Origin of the sequence: Promicromonospora sp. NPDC023987 (assembly GCF_040639055.1) — a bacterium.
GTDB lineage: Bacteria > Actinomycetota > Actinomycetes > Actinomycetales > Cellulomonadaceae > Promicromonospora.
Genome location: NZ_JBEZZF010000001.1, coordinates 151,052 through 167,283, shown reverse-complemented (window position 1 = coordinate 167,283; position 16,232 = coordinate 151,052). Strand labels below are relative to the sequence as shown.

Genomic DNA, 16,232 nt, shown 5'->3' with positions numbered 1-16,232 from the left:
CCTGACGTTCTACCGACTACATCCGGGGACGAACACACCCGGGGAGCGCCCCGCCGGGGCCCGCCCCGGATCAAACGTTGCGGAGCGACTTGTACTGCGGGCAGTCGAACGGGTCACGGGCCGCCAGACCCACCCGGTTCAGGTACTCGACGACGATCATGTACGACTGCGCAAGGCTCGTCTCGGTGTATGGAATACCGAGGTTCGCGCAGTGCTCCCGGACGATCACGGCGGTCCGGATGAGGTGCGGCCGCGGCATGCTCGGGAACAGGTGGTGCTCGATCTGGAAGTTGAGGCCGCCCATGAGGATGTTCATGAACCATCCGCCACGGATGTTGCGGGAGGTCAGCACCTGCTTCGAGAGGAAGTCGAGGCGGCTGTCGGCGGGGATGATCGCCATGCCCTTGTGGTTGGGGGCGAACGAGGCGCCCATGTAGACGCCGAACACGGCCATCTGCACGCCGAGGAACGCGAAGGCCATCCCGGGCGGCAGCACCACGAACAGGATCGCGATGTAGGCGCTGAGGCGGACCGTGATGAGCACCAGCTCGCGGACCCGGGCGCGGAGGGTCTCGGGCGTTCCCCGGAACAGCGACTGGATCGACGTGAGGTGCAGGTTCAGGCCCTCGAGCGTGAGCAGCGGGAAGAACAGCCAGCCCTGGTAGCGGTTGATCCACCGCTTGAGCCCGCGGTGCTGGCGGACGCCGTCCTCGGTGAACGCGATCGTGTCGTTCGCGATGTCCGGGTCCTTGTCGACCTTGTTCGGGTTCGCGTGGTGCCGCGTGTGCTTGTTCATCCACCACGAGTAGCTGATGCCGACCACCACGTTGGCGAGGAGGCGCCCCACGCGGTCGTTACGGGGGCCGGACTCGAAGACCTGGCGGTGCGACGCCTCGTGCGCGACGAAGGCGAACTGCGTCAGCACCAGGCCGAGTGCGCCGGCCATGAGCAGCTGGAGCCACGAGTCGCCCAGCAGGACGAATCCGGTGATGATCCCGCCGAGCGCGACGGTGAGCGCGGCGAGCGTCCAAGCGTAGTAGTGGTGAGCACGGTGAAGCAGGCCGGCGTCGCGCACGGTGCGTGCCAGCGACGAATAGGTGCTGGTCACCGGCTGCGCGTCGGGGTCGCGGGGTTTCGTCGGGCGGAAGCCCTCGCGGACGTTAGGGGCAGCTTGGGCCATGTGGTCCTCACATGCTCGGTTCGACTTCTCAGCCGCGGATCGGACGATTTCGCCCCATGGTGCAGATAGCCCGAGCCTACGGGACCGTAGGTTACGGTCGCGCGGGGCGATTGTGGACGCCTCGCGAAGGGTTGCAGACGGTACGTTGACCAGTTCTTGTGATGACCGACACGTTCTTGGTCTGTCAAATACCAATTGACCGGTTTGGCTCAGCGGCAGCGGGCTGCCCGCGGCGCCGATGCGCCTTCCGGGCACCGGCCAGTGGCCTTCACCACGTGGGCACGTGCACTCACTCCGCGACGTCCTCGATGAGCGGGACGAACCGGTACCCGCCGTGGTCGGTCGCACGGGTCCTGCCGTCGGGCAGCCGTTCGATGAGCAGCAGCGTCGTCCGGATCGGGATGACCATGCGGCCGCCGTACCCGACCTGGTCCACCAGCGCACGCGGGAGGGCCGGTGCCGCCGCGGACACGAGGATCCGGTCCCAGCCGTTCGGCCGGGGGTGGCCGAGCGCACCGGGCGTCGCCTGCTCGATGCTCGCCCACTGCATCCCGGTGCGTCCGACGTTGGCAGCGCCCCAGGAGGCGAGCCGGCCGTCCCGCTCGACACCGAGCACCGAACCGTGCGGCCCGACCAGGTAGGCCAGCAGCGCGGTGGTCCAGCCGGAGCCCGCGCCGACGTCGAGCACGCGTGCGCCCAGCGGTACGCGCAGGAGGCGGAGCATCGCGGCGACCGTCGTCGGCTGCGACGACGTCTGGCCGCGCCCGATCGGCAGCGGCCGGTCCTGGTGCGCGAGCGGTCGCTGTGACCGCGGCAGGAACTCGCGACGGGGGACCGCGCGCATGGCGCGCGCGATGTCGTCGTGCTCGGTTGCCAGTTCAGAGACCATCGGGATCACCCGGTTCCAGGGTAGGCACAGGCGGATCAAGGTCGCCAGGTGCCCACCCCGGACCTGTTCCGGGTGGCTGGGCTCAGCGGGAGCCGACGGGCTCCGCATCCCCGGTGTCCGCCGTCGGCGCGGCCGAACCGTTGGTGGGGATGTCGGCATGTTCCGGCCGGTACCACTCGGTCAGCGCCGGGTCCTCGGAGTCCAGCCAAGCGCCCGCGCCCTTGTCGGCGCCCTCGGTGCGCACGACACCGACCACGAAGTCGTCGCCGTGCTCCTGGATGCCCGTCCGCACGCCCTGCACGATCGCCTCGCGGGCGTAGCGGCGGCGTAGCGTCAGCGGGTCGCGGGCCAGATCCTTGGCCCACGCGAACATCACGAGGATCACGATGAACGCGAACGGCAGCGCGGTGATGATGACGAGGCTCTGCAGGCCGTTCAGGGCGAGCGAGCCGCCACCCACGAGCAGCACACACGCGATCGCGGCCAGGGCGAGGCCCCACACGACGGTGACCCAGGGGCTCGGCGTCGGATTGCCGCGCTGCGACAGGCTCGCCATGACGATGGCCCCTGAGTCGGCGCTCGTCACGAAGAAGATGACGATGGAGATCATCGCGATCACCGACGTGAACGTGCCGAACGGCAGCTCCCGCAGCAGGGCGAAGAGCATGTCCTGCGGGGACTCGGCGGAGCTGAGCGCTCCGTTCGCCTGCTCCACCCACATGGACGTGCCGCCCAGGACGGTGAACCACACGAGGCAGACGAGGCTCGGTGCCACGATGACGGTGGTGACGAACTCGCGCAGTGTGCGGCCACGGCTGATCTTGGCGATGAACAGGCCGACGAACGGGGTCCAGGACACCCACCACGCCCAGTAGTACGTGGTCCACGAGTCCATGAACGGCTGGGCGTCCGGGGTGGTCACGGCGGTCTGCGCCATGAGGCGGAACGAGTCGCCGACGAACTCCATCAGCGTGCCCTGGAAGAGGTTGAGCAGGAATGCCGTGGGGCCGACCACGAACACGAAGACGCCGAGCAGTGCGGCCACGACCATGTTGATGTTCGACAGGGCGCGGATCCCGCGTTTCACACCGGAGACCGCCGACACGATGAACGCCATGGACAGGATCGCGATGATCACGATGATCGCGCCGTTGCCGAGCGGGCCGATGCCGGAGACGATCTCCACGCCACGGCCGATCTGCAGCGCGCCGATGCCGAGGGTCACGGCGACGCCGAACAGGGTCACGATGATCGCGAAGGTGTCGATCACGGAGCCGACCCACCCCTTGGTCCGCTCGCCGAAGATCGGCTCTAGCAGTGAGGAGATCAGTGCGGGGCGACCCTTGCGGAACGACGCGTAGGCCACCGCGCCGCCGACCAGGGCGTAGTAGGCCCAGGCCATGGGGCCCCAGTGGAAGACGGTCTGCACGATCGCGGCGTGCATCGCCTGGTTGCTGCCGGGTGCGAGGCCCTCGTAGGCGGGCGGCAGGTCCAGGAAGTACGTCATGGGCTCGTACGGGCCGAAGAAGAGCAGTCCCACGCCGATCCCGGCGGAGAACATCATCGCGAGCCACGAGCCGGTGCTGAACTCGGGCTTCTCGTTGTCCTGCCCGAGCCGGATGCCGCGGTAGCGCCCGTAGCCGAGCCACATCATGAAGATGAAGACGGAGATCGTGAGCAGGCCGAACAGCCAGCCGAAGGACCCGGAGACCCAGCTCAGGCCCGCTGCCGAGGCCGAGGCCAGGCTCTCGGGCGACACGACACCCCAGGCGATGACGCCGGCGACGAGAACCGCGGCGAACACGAACACGCCCCAGTTGGTGCCGAAGTTGCTGCCGGTGCGTTCGACCCCCAGGCCGGGCAGCAGTGCGGGATGGTCGGTGGGTTTGCCGTTGTTCTTGCGGCTCGCCATCGGAGGTTCCTCTCGGTGCGGCGAAGAATTCTCGGTCAAAAAACAGTCACGGACGTTACCAGGTGAAGTGGTCGAAACTTTGTTCCGTCGCTATCTAATGAGCGAATCGGTATGTATACGGTCGGAGAATTGGCTGCCTGACTGGGACGCACGGTCATTTCGAGGCGATCTGTGCGACCGGACACACGGGTGAGCACGTGGCGATGGTGGGCAAGGCCACGTGGCCACCGGTTTGAACCCGTCAGGTGCGTCGCGTAACCTAGTGCTTCGGTGTGCTGTCTGCGCACCCGTCCTGCGTGCCCATGGCGCATCGCACTCGACCGCCGCGGCGGAGCGAGTCACAGCAAAGCCGGTGGATTCCGTCGTGCGCGCACGCCAAGACTAGAGAGATGAGTTGAACGTGGTGTACGCGATCGTCAAGGCCGGTGGCCGTCAGGAGAAGGTGTCCGTCGGGAGCATCGTCGTCATGGACCGTGTCCAGGCGACCCCCGGTGAGACCCTTGAGCTCCCGGCACTCCTGCTCGTGGATGGGGAGAAGGTGACCACCGACGCGAAGAAGCTGGCGAAGGTCAAGGTCACCGCTGAGGTCGTGCGGGACGAGAAGGGTCCCAAGATCACGATCCTCAAGTACAAGAACAAGACCGGCTACCGCAAGCGTCAGGGTCACCGTCAGTCGCTGACCCGGCTCAAGGTCACCGGCATCAAGTGACTTCCGCTGCGGGCCTCCTCTGATGAGAGAACCCGCGCGTGATCCAGATACTTCTTCTTCTCCTTCGTCCCGAAAGAACAGGTCCAGCAGATGGCACACAAGAAGGGCGCGAGCTCCTCGCGCAACGGTCGTGACTCCAACGCCCAGCGCCTCGGCGTGAAGCGCTTCGGTGGCCAGGTCGTGAAGGCCGGCGAGATCATCGTCCGCCAGCGCGGCACCCACTTCCACCCGGGCGTCAACGTGGGTCGCGGCAAGGACGACACCCTGTTCGCCCTCACCCCCGGCGCCGTGCAGTTCGGCGCCCGTCGTGGCCGCAAGGTCATCGACATCGTGACGGTCGACGCCTGAGCCGTAGCCACACCGCAGGATCAGGCGTGAGCAACGCTGCCTGAGCTCCTGCATCCGCGTAAGGGAGCGCACCGGTGACGGTGCGCTCCCTTCGCTTTTTCGCGAGCGGCCCGTCCCGGGCGGCTCCATTTAGCAGTGCTTGCGAGTAGCACTTGAGAGGATCGAGACATGGCCAGCTTCGTAGACCGGGTGGTTCTCCACGCCGCCGGGGGTAACGGCGGGAACGGCTGCGCCTCGATCCGCCGCGAGAAGTTCAAGCCCCTCGCGGGGCCCGACGGCGGTAACGGTGGCGACGGCGGCACCGTCAAGCTGCTCGTCGACGCGAGCACCACCACCCTCCTCGAGTACCACCACTCGCCGCACCGGCGCGCGACGTCGGGCACCCAGGGGATGGGTGACGACAAGGACGGAGCCAAGGGCGGCGACCTGATCCTGAAGGTGCCGGACGGCACGGTCGTGAAGGACCTGGACGGCAACATCCTGGCGGACCTCGTGGGTGACGGTGCCGAGTACGTCGTCGCAGCGGGCGGCAAGGGCGGCCTGGGCAACCGGGCGCTGGCGTCGCAGAAGCGCAAGGCTCCCGGCTTCGCGCTGCTCGGAGAGGAGGGCGACACCGCTGAGATCGAGCTCGAGGTCAAGACGATCGCCGACGTGGCGCTCGTCGGCTTCCCCAGCGCGGGCAAGTCGTCGCTGATCGCCGCCATCTCGGCGGCCCGGCCCAAGATCGCGGACTACCCGTTCACGACCCTGGTGCCGAACCTCGGCGTCGTGCAGGCCGGCCAGTCGCGGTTCACCGTCGCCGACGTGCCGGGCCTGATCCCTGGCGCGAGCGAGGGCAAGGGCCTGGGGCTGGAGTTCCTGCGGCACATCGAGCGCACGGCGATGATCGTCCACGTGCTCGACTGCGCCACGCTGGAGCCCGGTCGCGACCCGATCAGCGACCTCGACCTGATCGAGGCCGAGCTCGCCGCCTACGCGGGCGACATCGGCATCGATGGCGGTCGCGTGCCGCTCACCGAGCGCCCCCGGCTCGTGGTGCTCAACAAGATCGACGTGCCAGAGGCGCGCGAGCTCGCGGAGTTCGTGAAGTCCGACCTCGAGGCACGCGGGCTGCGCGTCTTCGAGATCTCCACCGCCAGCCACGAGGGCCTGCGGGAGCTGAAGTTCGCCCTGGCCGAGATCGTGGAGAAGGCCCGTGCGGCGGCGCCCGCCCCGGAGCGTGCTCCGGTCGTGCTGCGCCCGCGTGCCGTGAACGAGTCGCGGTTCACCGTGCGGCGCCTGGGTGGCGCCGAGACCGGCTACTGGTTCGAGGTGCGCGGCACCAAGCCGGAGCGGTGGGTGAAGCAGACCGACTTCAACAACGACGAGGCAGTTGGCTTCCTCGCCGACCGGCTCGCGAAGATCGGCATCGAGGACGGCCTGTTCAAGGCCGGGGCCGTCGCGGGCGACGAGGTGCGCATCGGCGACCCGAACAACGCCGTCGTCTTCGACTGGGAGCCCACGCTGCAGACCGGTCCGGAGCTGCTCGGCGGCCGCGGTAGCGACCTGCGGCTCGAGCAGAGCGAGCGGCCCACGCGTGGTGACAAGCGCCGGGAGTTCAACGAGCGCATGGACGCCAAGACGGAGGCCCGGCGCGAGCTGTGGACCGAGCGTGAGGCCGGCGTCTGGACGGACCCGGACGCCGACTGACCACCCGCCAGGCCGCCCTACTTCGGCGGGGTGGGTCCCGGAGCGTGAAATGACCGCGCGTGCGGGGGCGGGGTACAGCGAGGATGGGGGCGTGAGCCCCCTCGAACCCTCGGCAAGTCCCCAGGACGCCGCGAACCAGGATGCCGTGACCGCCCGCGCCCGGTCCGCCGTCGCCGGCGCCCGGCGCGTGGTGGTGAAGATCGGCTCGTCGTCGCTGACCGGCCCGGACGGGCACCTCGACGTCGGGGCGCTGCGCGGGGTCGTCGAGGTCCTCGCGGCCCGGCAGGCCGACGGCACCCAGATCGTGCTCGTCACGTCGGGTGCCATCTCCGCGGGGATCGGCCCGCTCGGGCTCGGGACGAGGCCGCGCGACCTCGCCACGATGCAGGCCGCGGCGTCGGTCGGCCAGGGCCAGCTCGCCGGCCGGTACCAGGAGGAGTTCGCGACCTTCGGCATCCAGATCGGCCAGATCCTGCTGACCGCTGAGGACACCGTTCGCCGCGCCCGCTATCGCAACGCCCAGCGTGCGCTGGAGCGGCTGCTCGCGCTCGGCGTCGTGCCGGTCATCAACGAGAACGACGCCGTCACCACCGACGAGCTGAAGTTCGGCGACAACGACCGCCTCGCGGCGCTCGTGTCGCACCTCGTGCGGGCCGACGCCCTGCTGCTCCTGACCGACGTCGACGGCCTGCACGACGCGCCGCCGTCCCGCCCCGGTGCTCGCCGGATCCCGCTGGTCGACGACCTCGCCGAGATCGCCGGCGTCGAGGTGACCGCACGCGGCAGCGCCGTCGGCACGGGCGGCATGGTCACCAAGCTGGAGTCCGTGCGGATCGCCACCGGTGCGGGCGTCCCCACCGTCCTCACGCTCGCGGGCAACGCGGCGGCCGCGCTCGCAGGGGACGACGTCGGCACGTTCTTCGCCGCCACGGGACGCCGCACGTCCGCACGCCGCCTGTGGATAGCGCACGCCGCGCGCACCGAGGGCCGCCTCCACCTGGACGACGGCGCCGCGCGAGCCGTCCTCGGGGGCCGCGCCTCGCTGCTGCCCGCCGGGATCACCCGGGCCGAGGGCCAGTTCGACGCCGGCGACCCCGTGGAGCTCGTCGCGCCGGACGGCACCGTCGTCGCCAGGGGGCTCGTCGCCTTCGACGCGAGCGACCTCCCCGCCCTGCTCGGTCGCTCGACCTACGCGCTGCGCGAGGAGCTGGGGGAGGGCTACGACCGCGTCGTCGTGCACCGGGACGACCTGGTGCTCGACCGGCCGATGAGTTCATAGGGGTCGCCGCGTCGAACTCGGTGAGGCGGCTGCGCACCGACGCGGGGCCGCACGACCCGAGGAGTTCTGATGCGACACACCCGCACCGCGGCCCTGACGGCGCTCGCCGCCCAGACCGCCCTGCTCGTCCCCCTCCTGGTTGGTCCGACCGCCGCCCAGGCAGCGGACCACGTCTCGTCCACCGATGCCCCGCCCACTGAATACACGGGCGAGATCGAGGGAGCCGACTACCGCGTCCTGGTCCCCGAGGACTGGAACGGGACGCTGCTGCTCTACAGCCACGGCAACTACCCGTCCGAGTTCTTCGGCGAGATGCCCGTGCCGCACCTTCTGGCCAACCAGCCCGCCACCGAGGCCGCGCTCACCGACCGCGGCTATGCCCTTGCGGCGTCGCTGTTCCAGGGCGGCGGCCTCGACTTCACCGTCCCGACCGCCGTCGGCGACCAGTCGCGCCTGCTGGACTGGTTCGAACGGAACGTCGGCGAGCCGGAGCGTACCTTCACCACCGGGTCCTCGATGGGCGCGGTGACGGCGATCAAGCACGCCGAGGTGGAGCCGGACCGGATCGACGGCGTTCTCACGATCGGCGGCGCGATCGACGTCGTCGGCATGCTCGACACCGTCCTCGACGTCAACCTCGCCACCAAGGTGCTGCTCACCGACGGTACGGACGCCGGCGGCGAGCCCATCGAGCTGGTGCACCCCAGCGACCCCATGGCGAGCCGCACCGCGCTGGCGGATGCGCTCACCGCAGCGGCCGAGACCCCCGAAGGTCGCGCCCGGATCGCGCTCATCGCCTCGCTCAACAACATCAGCGGGTGGTACGACGTGACCCAGCCGGAGCCCGACGACCTCGAGGACTGGATCAACGGCCAGGCGCAGTGGCTCATCTGGGCGTACTCGGTGGGGCTCGGCCCGACGGCACGTGTGGACTGGGAGGCGAAGCTCGGCGGGAACGCCTCCAGCTCCTTCGACGGCAGCTGGGCGCACAGGCTCGTGCGCTCCGGCGACCTGCGCGAGGTGCGGGCGGCGTACGCAGCGGCGTCGGAGGCTGACCTGTCCGCCGACCTCGCGGCCCTCGCCGCCGAGCCGGTCATCGAGGCCGATCCGGACGCCCAGGCGAACCTGGTGCGGCACCGGCCAGAGGGCACCACGCCGTCGCCGGTCCTCACCCTGCACACGACGGGTGACGGCGGGGCGCCGCCGTCGTACGAGCGGTCCTTCGGCGACCGCGTGGCCGAGGTGGGGGACCGCGAGCGATACCGCAGCGTCTACGTCGAGCGGGGTGCACACCTGACGCTCAGCGTCGCGGAGGAGCTGGTCGCGCTCCGTGCGCTCGAACGGCGGGTCGACACGGGGCACTGGCCAAGCCTGAGCCCGCGGCACCTGAACCGTGCTGCGTGGCAGCTGGGGCCCGACTACTTCGGGATCTTCGACCCGGTGTCCGGGGTGTCCGACCACGAGCCGGCGTTCACCCACTTCGTGCCGCCGCGGGCGGCGCGTCCGTCCTGGTGAGCGTCCGCACCACGGATTCGCCCTCGGCATCCGGGCCCACCCGACGTACTCTCGACGCATGACGACAGCGAGCCAGGACGAGGCGACCCGTACCGGAGGCGACACCCCCGGAGCAGCCACACCGCCGCCGCCCTCGCCCCACGCCGCCCTGGCTTCGCGGCGGGACGACGCGGGGGCCCCGAGCACGGCTCCGTCGTCGGGCACCGCGGACGTCACCGCCGCGGTGCGCGACGTCGCGCGGCGGGCGAAGGTCGCGTCGCGGACCCTGGCCACCGCGAACCGTATGACGAAGGACGCCGCGCTCGGCGCGATCGCGGACGCGCTGGTCGCCGCGGCCGACCGGATCGTGGCCGCGAACGCCGAGGACCTGGAGCGCGGACGCGCCAACGGGATGTCGGACGGCCTCCTGGACCGGCTCGCCCTCACCCCGGAGCGGATCGCGCAGATCGCCGACGCGCTGCGCGACGTCTCCGGGCTGCCCGACCCGGTCGGTGAGGTGGTGCGCGGGCAGACCCTGCCCAACGGCCTGCGCCTGCGCCAGGTCCGGGTGCCCATGGGCGTGGTCGGCATGATCTACGAGGCCCGGCCCAACGTCACGGTCGACGCCGCCGGCCTGGCCCTGAAGTCCGGCAACGCGGTGATCCTGCGCGGGGGGAGCGCGGCGTCGTCGTCGAACGCGGTGATCGTCGCCGTGATGCGGGACGCCCTCGAGGCCCGCGGGCTCCCCGCCGACCTGGTCCAGTCGATCGACGCGTACGGCCGGGCGGGCGGCGTGGCGCTCATGCGCGCCCGCGGCCTGGTGGACGTGCTGATCCCGCGGGGCGGCGCCGACCTCATCCAGACGGTGGTCCGCGAGTCCCTCGTGCCCGTCATCGAGACGGGGGTCGGGAACGTGCACGTCTACGTGGACGCGACGGCCGACGTCGCCATGGCCGTCGCGATCGTGCTGAACGCGAAGACCCAGCGGGTCGGCGTGTGCAACGCCGCAGAGACGCTGCTCGTGCACGCGGACGCCGCGGCGGCGTTCCTGCCGGTGGCGCTCGCGGCACTGTCCGACGCCGGCGTGGTGCTGCACGGTGACCCCGAAGCCATGTCCTTTGCCCCCGGCGGCGCCGACATGGTTCCAGCGACGGACGAGGACTGGGCAACGGAGTACCTGGCCCTGGAGCTCGGCGTGCGGGTGGTGCCGTCGCTGGACGCGGCGATCGAGCACATCCGCACCTGGTCCTCCGGGCACACGGAGGCGATCGTCACGAAGGACATCGCCGCGGCGGACCGGTTCGTCGCGGAGGTCGACTCCGCTGCCGTGATGGTGAACGCATCGACCCGGTTCACCGACGGCGGTGAGCTCGGCCTGGGTGCGGAGATCGGAATCTCCACGCAAAAGCTGCATGCGCGTGGTCCCATGGGACTGACCGAGCTCACCACCACCAAGTGGGTGGTCACGGGCGACGGGCACGTCAAGCCATGAGGGTCGGCGGGCGTTCCGGAGACCTCCGCAGGATCTCCTTGCGGCCTAGTGCCACGATGTACTGGCCGCAATTCGTCCGTGAGAGACTAAAGCCCACCTGAGCACGTCCAACTGGGAGGAAGACCCGTGCTGCACAACGCTGTCCTGGCCGCCGAGGCCGCCGCGGAGCACGCCGCCGAGCCGATCGCCCCGATCGCCCTCGGCCTGATCGCCTTCGGCGCGCTCCTTGCCGCACTGCTCGTCACGTTCGCGTTCCGCAACGTCGGCAACCGGCACTGATCCGCCAGACGGGAGCGTGACGACCAGATGAGCGCACCCACCGTATGAGTGCCCCCACTGGGACCAGGCCGCGCATCGGGGTGATGGGCGGCACGTTCGATCCCATCCACCACGGACACCTCGTCGCCGCGAGCGAGGCGGTCGCCCACCTGGGGCTGGACGAAGTCGTCTTCGTCCCCACGGGCCGGCCGGGCTTCAAGCAGAAGCAGCGGGTCACCCCGGCGGAGCACCGTTATCTCATGACGGTGATCGCCACGGCGTCCAACCCGCGCTTCACGGTGAGCCGCGTCGACATCGACCGAGCGGGCCTCACGTACACGGTGGACACCCTCCGGGATCTGCGTGACCAGCGTCCGGAGGCGGACCTCTATTTCATCTCGGGTGCTGACGCCATCCAGCAGATTCTTCGGTGGAAGGATGCCGAGAAGCTGTGGGACATGGCACACTTCGTCGCTGTCACACGGCCAGGGCACATGCTCTCCGTGGACGGGCTGCCTCGGGACGGAGTGACGACGCTCGAGGTTCCCGCGCTAGCTATCTCCTCGACCGACTGTCGTCGTCGGGCCGAGGAGGGGTTGCCGGTCTGGTATCTGGTGCCTGACGGCGTGGTCCAGTACATCGCCAAGCACGGACTGTATCGAGGTCTTCACGATGAGTGACAACAAGGGTCGTCCCATGACGCGCCGCGAGATCCGCGAGCGTGAGGCTGCTGCCGCGGCCGCCGCCGGCGGTGCCGGCAGCGCCGGTGGTGGTGCTTACCCGCCGCAGGGCGGGCAGCAGGAGCCGCACCGTGGCGCGCCCGCGCCCGCGCCCGAGGGTGGCTGGTCGCCGCAGAACCCGCCGGTGGCTCGGCCACCGCAGGCGACGGGTGGCTCGCGCGGTGTGGACGCGACCGGCCGTCTGACGCCCGTGCAGCAGCCTGGTGGCAACCCGCCGCCGTACGGTTCCGGTGGGCCCGGGCAGGGCCGGCCCGGCGCCGCGCCGTCCGGTCCCGGCGGTCCGCCGTCCGGTCCCGGTGGCCGTGCTCCTGGGCAGGGTGGCCAAGGGCCCGCTGCTCTTGGTCAGCGTCCCGGCCCGGGTGGACCCGGTCAGCAGGGCCCCCGCCCCCAGAGCGGCCAGGCGCCGCAGGGCGGCCCCGGACCGCAGGGTGGTCCCGGACCGCAGGGCGGCCCGCCCAGCCCGTTCGCCCCCGTTCCGTCCGCGACCCCCGTGCCGCCCGCGCCCCAGCAGGGCCGGTCCGGGCGGTTCGGTGGCCAGAGCGCGCCGCAGGGCCCCGGTCCCGGCATGCCAGGCGGGCCGGGTGCTCCCGGCCGGCCTGGTGACCCCGGCCAGACGTCGCAGTGGGGTGCCCCTCCGCCGGCACCGACGCAGCCGCCGTCGAGCCCGCCGTCACCGTTCGGTACGCGGGCCGGTGCCCCGGGCGCGCCCGGCGCGCCGTCCGGTCTCGGTCAGCAGCGACCGGGTGGACCCGGGCAGCCGGCCGGCGGCCCGCCCAGCGGGATGTCGGGCGGCGCACCTGCCCTCCCGTGGGAGGCCGGCGCGCAGGCGGCTCCGCAGTCGCTGCCTCCGGGCGGTGGCCCAGCGGCCCCCGCTTCCCCGTTCCCCGGACGCCCCGGTGCCGGTGGTCCCGGTGCCGGCCAGCCGGGTGGTCCGGGTCAGCAGCAGCCCGGCGGTCCCGGTGGCCAGTTCGGCCCCGGTCCGGCCGCTCCGTCCCGTTCCTCCCGCCGCGACGCGGACGAGGAATGGGACGAGGAGGAGGACGAGGGTCCCCAGTACACCTGGCTGCACTACATCATCCTGGTGGTCGTCGCGTTCGTGCTGGGCCTCCTGATCTGGAAGCTCGTGCTCGAGGGCGACAGCGCCTTCCCGCAGGACCAGGCCGCAGCATTGCTGGGCACACTGCCGGGTGCGTTACCCGGCGGCTTCACAGGAGGTGGTGCGGCATGACCGCGACAGACCGCGCTACAGAGCTCGCGATCCGTGCGGCGCGCGCCGCGAGCAGCGTCAAGGCGCAGGAGATCATCGCGCTCGACGTGAGCGAGCAGCTCGTGCTGACCGACGTGTTCCTCATCGCGTCCGGGGCCAGCGAACGGCAGGTCTCGGCGATCGTCGACGCCGTCGAGGAGTCGCTCTTCAAGGAGGGCGTCAAGCCCATCCGCCGGGAGGGCAAGTCCGAGGCCCGCTGGGTGCTGATCGACTTCGGCGACGTCGTGGTGCACGTGCAGCACGCCGAGGACCGCACGTACTACGCGCTCGAGCGGCTCTGGAAGGACTGCCCGGCGATCCCTCTCCCCGAGGACGCGCAGGGTGGCGGCGACACCGGCGAGTACAGCGACCCCGACGACGGCGCGATCCACCTGGCCGGGGACACCCGCCGGTGACCGCCGGCACGATCGTGCTGCTGCGCCATGCGCGCACGGCATACAACGCGGGACTGCGCCTGCAGGGCCAGATCGACATCCCCCTCGACGAGGTCGGGAGCTGGCAGGCTGAGCAGGGCGCCACGGCGCTGGCGGCGTCGCACAAGGGCTCCCTCGTGGTGGCCAGCGACCTGCAGCGGGCACGGGACACGGCCGCCGCGTACGCGCGGCACGTGGGCCTGGAGGTCGTGACCGACGCCGGGCTGCGTGAGCGCTCGTTCGGCATCTGGGAGGGCCTGACCGACAGCGAGATCTCCGAGCGCTGGCCGGACGAGCACGTGGTCTGGCGAAGCGGCGGCGAGCCCCCGATCGAGGGCGTCGAGCCAAAGGGCGTCGTCGCCCGGCGCATGGAGGCGGCGGTGCTGCGGCACGCCGAAGCGCTGGGTGCGGGGGAGACGCTCGTCGTGGTCTCGCACGGGTCGGCCATCACGCAGGCGATCACCCGGCTGCTGGGCCTCGACCCGGCGACGTGGCGGGGGCTGCACGGCCTGCACAACGTCCACTGGTCGCACCTGCGTGCCTCCGGCCCGGGTGCGACGCCGGACTGGCGGCTCGTCGCGCACAACGTGGGCGCCGGATATCCGCTCGACACCTGGCAGTCCGGGCCCGAAGCGCGGCAGTGACCAGGCAGTGACGGGACGCACGGGGTTTTGATTTGGTCCCTGGCGTCGGTCTGCATAGACTAACGACGCTCGCCCGGCTGGAATGGCTGGGGGAGACCAATTTCGGGGCTGTGGCGCAGCTGGTAGCGCACCTGCATGGCATGCAGGGGGTCGGGGGTTCGAGTCCCCCCAGCTCCACCGAAACACTTGGTCAGAGGCCATTCCGGAATCCTGTCACAAGGAGGAAGGGATGGCCTCTCGCCATTTACTCGCCAGTTCAGCATCGAGCCTCGACCTGATCATGCACGGTCTCGGTGGTTCTCGGAAGCGTTCGACGGAACTGACTCACCTGAACTACATGGACGCCACCGGTGCGAGCATCACGTCGATCGAGTCGGTCTCTCTGACGGAGCTGGCCGACCGTCTGGGCTGCAGCGCGCAGACGATCTATGACCTGCGCAGCCAGGGCCGCGGCCCACGAGGCTTTCGTGTCGGTCGCCAGCTGCGCTTCCGGGTCTCCGAGGTGGAGAAGTGGTTGGACCGCCTCGAGCAGGCCGACGCCGTCCGGCACCCCGGGGAGGACGCATGAGCGGCGGACGGCCCCGGACCGCGATCGGTACCTACGGCGCGATCAGCGTCTGCACGAACCGCCGCAAGACCCGCCGCACCTACACCGCCAAGACCCGGTTCCGAGACCTCGACGGCGGCCTGCGCCCAGTAGAAGCGACAGCGGGATCTGACACGGCGGCACGGGCAGCACTCAAGGAGAAGCTGCTGAAGCGCACCGGCTACGGCGGTGGCGTTCTCGACCCGTCAAGCCCCTTCACGGCTCTGGAGAAACTGTGGCGGGACGACCTGGAGCTGCGGAAGATCAACGACGGCACCAAGCACAACTACCTCGAAGACCTGCGGCTGCACGTACGCCCGGCGTTCGAGCACTACACGCTCGGCGAGATGACCACCGGACGCGTGGAGCTGTTCCTCCAGCGTGAGGCGGCAGTGTCGTACTCACGGGCCAAGCACTCCCGCACCATGCTGAACCTGCTGTTCAACTTCGCCCTGCGGCATGACGCGATCCCCCGCAACCCTGTCGAGGGAACGTCTCCGCTCGCGCGTCCGAAGGGCGCGCCGCAGGCCTTGACGCTGGAGCAGATCGCCGCGATCCGGCTGGCGGCCAACACGTGGCGGACCGGCAAGGGCGTCAAGGGCCCCAAACCGGACGGCAAGGTGCGCGACATCTTCGAGATCCTGCTGGGGACCTCCCTGCGCATCGGCGAGCTGCTCGCGCTGCGACCGGTGGACGTGGTCTCGACCCGCAAGGGGATGATCGTCCATGTCCGCGGGACCGTCGTGATCCGGAAGGGCCGAGGGGTATTCCGGCAGTCGCACGCGAAGACTCCGACCTCGATCCGCAGGATTCCGGTCGCTCCGTTCGCGGCGCGGGTGCTGCAGGAGCGGCTCGCTGAGATGGGACCGGATGAGGCCGAGCGCACGATCTTCGCGAGCAGAAAGGGGACGCCGTTGAGCCCGTTCAACGTGCGGCGGACCTTCCGCGAGTTCCTGGTGCTGGCCAAGTTGAAGGAATCCGGGATCACGCTGCGCTGGACTCGCAGGACGGGCGCGACAGTCCTCGCTCGTGGGATGAGCGTGGGTGTCGCGGCGACCTACCTGGGTCATGCGTCGTCGGCCATCACCGAGGGCTACTACATCGAGCCCGACGAGAAGGTGGACCTCACGCCGGCGGAGCACTTGGACCGCACGTTGCGTCCCGAGGGTGCCGACGGGTCCTTGCTCGAGCTGCCGGGGTCGGAGTTGGAGGAGGATGAGTTGGACGAGATCGACGACATCGACGAGGACGACGACGGAGACGAGCAGGCGTCCGCTGCCGCATAGGGACGGTCGACGGGGTGGGCCGGACGCTGCAGTGTCCGGCCCACAC

The 16,232-nt window shown here is 70.6% G+C and carries 16 protein-coding genes and 1 tRNA gene; 14 read left to right on the top strand and 3 right to left on the bottom strand.

The genetic code is table 11. From position 1 onward, the window contains the following. Nucleotides 1–70: 70 nt before the first annotated feature. The 3 genes from AB0F40_RS00795 to AB0F40_RS00785 form a co-directional block, all read right to left on the bottom strand. Nucleotides 71–1,108: an acyl-CoA desaturase gene (locus AB0F40_RS00795; protein WP_357462625.1), complete on the bottom strand. Its 1,038-nt coding sequence runs from the start codon at nt 1,106–1,108 to the stop codon at nt 71–73. A gap of 361 nt (nt 1,109–1,469) precedes the next feature. Beyond that, a complete protein-coding gene (locus AB0F40_RS00790) occupies nt 1,470–2,069 on the bottom strand; it encodes a protein-L-isoaspartate O-methyltransferase (RefSeq protein WP_357462622.1) in 600 nt (199 codons plus the stop codon). Between the two features lie 82 nt (nt 2,070–2,151). Beyond that, nucleotides 2,152–3,981 carry a BCCT family transporter gene (locus tag AB0F40_RS00785; RefSeq protein ID WP_357462619.1) on the bottom strand — a complete coding sequence of 610 codons (1,830 nt, stop codon included), beginning with the start codon at nt 3,979–3,981 and terminating at the stop codon, nt 2,152–2,154. 400 nt (nt 3,982–4,381) lie between these two features. On the opposite strand from AB0F40_RS00785, the gene rplU reads away from it, so the two are divergent. From rplU to AB0F40_RS00715, 14 genes are all read left to right on the top strand, one after another. Beyond that, nucleotides 4,382–4,690, top strand: coding sequence for a 50S ribosomal protein L21 (rplU, locus tag AB0F40_RS00780; protein ID WP_357462616.1), 309 nt, complete (start codon nt 4,382–4,384; stop codon nt 4,688–4,690). Nucleotides 4,691–4,780: 90 nt separating this feature from the next. Beyond that, nucleotides 4,781–5,038 carry a 50S ribosomal protein L27 gene (gene rpmA, locus AB0F40_RS00775; RefSeq protein ID WP_357462613.1) on the top strand — a complete coding sequence of 86 codons (258 nt, stop codon included), beginning with the start codon at nt 4,781–4,783 and terminating at the stop codon, nt 5,036–5,038. Between the two features lie 168 nt (nt 5,039–5,206). Beyond that, entirely contained in the window at nt 5,207–6,727 is a 1,521-nt protein-coding gene (obgE, locus tag AB0F40_RS00770; protein WP_357462610.1) for a GTPase ObgE, read from the top strand. A gap of 145 nt (nt 6,728–6,872) precedes the next feature. Next, the gene (gene proB, locus AB0F40_RS00765) at nt 6,873–8,006 is read left to right on the top strand and encodes a glutamate 5-kinase (RefSeq protein ID WP_357462989.1); all 1,134 of its coding nucleotides are present in this window, start codon (nt 6,873–6,875) and stop codon (nt 8,004–8,006) included. 69 nt (nt 8,007–8,075) lie between these two features. Next, nucleotides 8,076–9,521, top strand: coding sequence for a hypothetical protein (locus tag AB0F40_RS00760; protein WP_357462607.1), 1,446 nt, complete (start codon nt 8,076–8,078; stop codon nt 9,519–9,521). A gap of 58 nt (nt 9,522–9,579) precedes the next feature. Further along, nucleotides 9,580–10,992, top strand: coding sequence for a glutamate-5-semialdehyde dehydrogenase (locus tag AB0F40_RS00755; RefSeq protein ID WP_357462604.1), 1,413 nt, complete (start codon nt 9,580–9,582; stop codon nt 10,990–10,992). Between the two features lie 126 nt (nt 10,993–11,118). Continuing rightward, complete coding sequence (locus tag AB0F40_RS00750; RefSeq protein WP_357462601.1) at nt 11,119–11,271, top strand: hypothetical protein; 153 nt, start codon at nt 11,119–11,121, stop codon at nt 11,269–11,271. Nucleotides 11,272–11,315: 44 nt separating this feature from the next. Next, the gene (gene nadD, locus AB0F40_RS00745) at nt 11,316–11,930 is read left to right on the top strand and encodes a nicotinate-nucleotide adenylyltransferase (RefSeq protein ID WP_357462598.1); all 615 of its coding nucleotides are present in this window, start codon (nt 11,316–11,318) and stop codon (nt 11,928–11,930) included. Next, nucleotides 11,923–13,218, top strand: coding sequence for a hypothetical protein (locus AB0F40_RS00740; RefSeq protein ID WP_357462594.1), 1,296 nt, complete (start codon nt 11,923–11,925; stop codon nt 13,216–13,218). Before nadD ends, AB0F40_RS00740 begins: the two co-directional genes overlap by 8 nt. Further along, a complete protein-coding gene (gene rsfS, locus AB0F40_RS00735) occupies nt 13,215–13,652 on the top strand; it encodes a ribosome silencing factor (RefSeq protein WP_357462590.1) in 438 nt (145 codons plus the stop codon). The genes AB0F40_RS00740 and rsfS overlap by 4 nt, the downstream gene beginning before the upstream one ends. Continuing rightward, nucleotides 13,649–14,314: a histidine phosphatase family protein gene (locus tag AB0F40_RS00730; RefSeq protein ID WP_357462586.1), complete on the top strand. Its 666-nt coding sequence runs from the start codon at nt 13,649–13,651 to the stop codon at nt 14,312–14,314. The genes rsfS and AB0F40_RS00730 overlap by 4 nt, the downstream gene beginning before the upstream one ends. A gap of 104 nt (nt 14,315–14,418) precedes the next feature. Beyond that, nucleotides 14,419–14,491: transfer RNA gene (locus tag AB0F40_RS00725), tRNA-Ala, on the top strand. 160 nt (nt 14,492–14,651) lie between these two features. After that, nucleotides 14,652–14,882: a helix-turn-helix domain-containing protein gene (locus tag AB0F40_RS00720; RefSeq protein ID WP_357462582.1), complete on the top strand. Its 231-nt coding sequence runs from the start codon at nt 14,652–14,654 to the stop codon at nt 14,880–14,882. Beyond that, entirely contained in the window at nt 14,879–16,186 is a 1,308-nt protein-coding gene (locus AB0F40_RS00715; RefSeq protein WP_357462579.1) for a tyrosine-type recombinase/integrase, read from the top strand. Before AB0F40_RS00720 ends, AB0F40_RS00715 begins: the two co-directional genes overlap by 4 nt. Nucleotides 16,187–16,232: the final 46 nt, after the last annotated feature.